General features: G+C 71.6%; 1 protein-coding gene and 1 pseudogene. One reads left to right on the top strand and one right to left on the bottom strand.

Annotation, left to right across the window (positions count from 1 at the left end; all coding sequences use genetic code 11):
- Positions 1–589: pseudogene (locus tag HKK72_RS39265) on the bottom strand (hypothetical protein); the annotation flags it as partial.
- 295 nt (positions 590–884) lie between these two features.
- Between HKK72_RS39265 and HKK72_RS39260 the strand changes: the two are divergent.
- Positions 885–1,442 (top strand): phosphotransferase family protein (locus HKK72_RS39260; RefSeq protein ID WP_315987668.1); only part of this gene is annotated, 558 nt, incomplete at its 3' end.

Genomic DNA, 1,442 nt, shown 5'->3' with positions numbered 1-1,442 from the left:
GCTCGTACAGCGCCGACCGGTCGTACTGTGCTCGCCGCCGGGATTCCAGGATCGGCGTCGCGAAGACCGTACGGGTGTGCGGCGCGAACAGGAACGCGCCGAGCTCGCCGGGGAGCGGCAGGTGGGCGTGACGGGCCGCCGTCCTGACCGCGTCGCGGTACTTCACCGCGTCGAAGGCGAGGTCGCGGCGAGCGTTCAGCCAGTCGCGCATGATCGCGCGGGTCCGCCGGTTGTTGACCTTGTCCTGGCGGAGCCGGCGGAAGAGCCCGTACACCCGCTGGGGCGGCAGCTCCGCGAGCCGCCGCGCGATGAGCCGGCCCTCGGCGCGCCGACGGCCGGGCGTCGCGTCGGCCGCCGTCTCCAGCAGCCGGTGGATGATCAACGTGGCGTTGTGGTGGTTGACGCCGAGCGCGAGAGTCGCCGCGTAGAGCTCGCGGTAGTTGCCGAGCATGTAGTCGTGCAGGAAGTCCAGCGACAGCCGCTGCCGGCCGGCGTCGCCGTGGAACTCCGACTGCCCGGTCGAGGTGATGGCGGCGTTGACGAACAGCAGCACGTCCTCGGCGGCGATCAGGTCCGCGTACGTGTCCATCGTGGTCTCCAGCTCACGGGTGCCGGCCGGGGAATGGGGGCACGATCAGCGAATCGTCACATTAAGAGATGGGTCCGGAAGTCGCACCGGAGTCCCGCGGCCGGCTCCCGCACGGTAGCACCGCGACATCGCCGGGCTCCTCCCCATTTCAGCGGTTCCGGTCGCAGGCAATGCCGGTCTCGTGCGTCGGTCACCCCGCAGCCGGTTGTTAGGCTCCGAAGCGTGGACGGGTTCCGGCGGATCGGCCAGATCCCGGCGAATCTCACCGGGGCCCGGGTGAATCGGAGGAACGCGCGTGCAGCCGATCGATCCCGCTGTCGTGGACTGCTCGGTGCTGGCCGGGTGGATGGACGCTCAAGGGCTCCCCGAAGGGCCCATCGAGGACGTCGAGGCGCTCGGCGGCGGGACACAGAACATCCTGGTCCGGTTCCGGCGGGGCGGCCACGAGTACGTCCTGCGCCGCCCGCCCCGGCATCTCCGGCCGAAGAGCAACGAGGCGCTGCGCCGCGAGGCTCGGGTGCTGGCGGCGCTCAAGGGCACGGGGGTGCCGGCGCCAGGACTGATCGCCGCCTGCCCGGACGAGGGCGTGATGGGCGGCGCGGTCTTCTATCTCATGACCGCCGTCGACGGCTTCAACGCGACGACCACGCTGCCCGAGCCCTATGCGAGCGATGCGGCCGCGCGGCACCGGATGGGCCTGGAGGCGGCCACCGCCCTGGCCGCCCTGGGAGCGGTGGACCACGTCGCCGTGGGGCTCGCCGACTTCGGCCGCCCGGAGGGCTTCCTGGAACGGCAGGTCGGGCGGTGGATGTCGGAGCTGGAGTCCTACAACTCCCTGGAGGGATACCCGGGA

It is taken from the genome of Actinomadura sp. HBU206391, assembly GCF_014323665.1.
In the GTDB taxonomy this organism is placed as follows: domain Bacteria; phylum Actinomycetota; class Actinomycetes; order Streptosporangiales; family Streptosporangiaceae; genus Actinomadura_C.
Note: the sequence above shows the minus strand (reverse complement) of the source record. Positions and strands in the feature narration are given on the sequence as shown.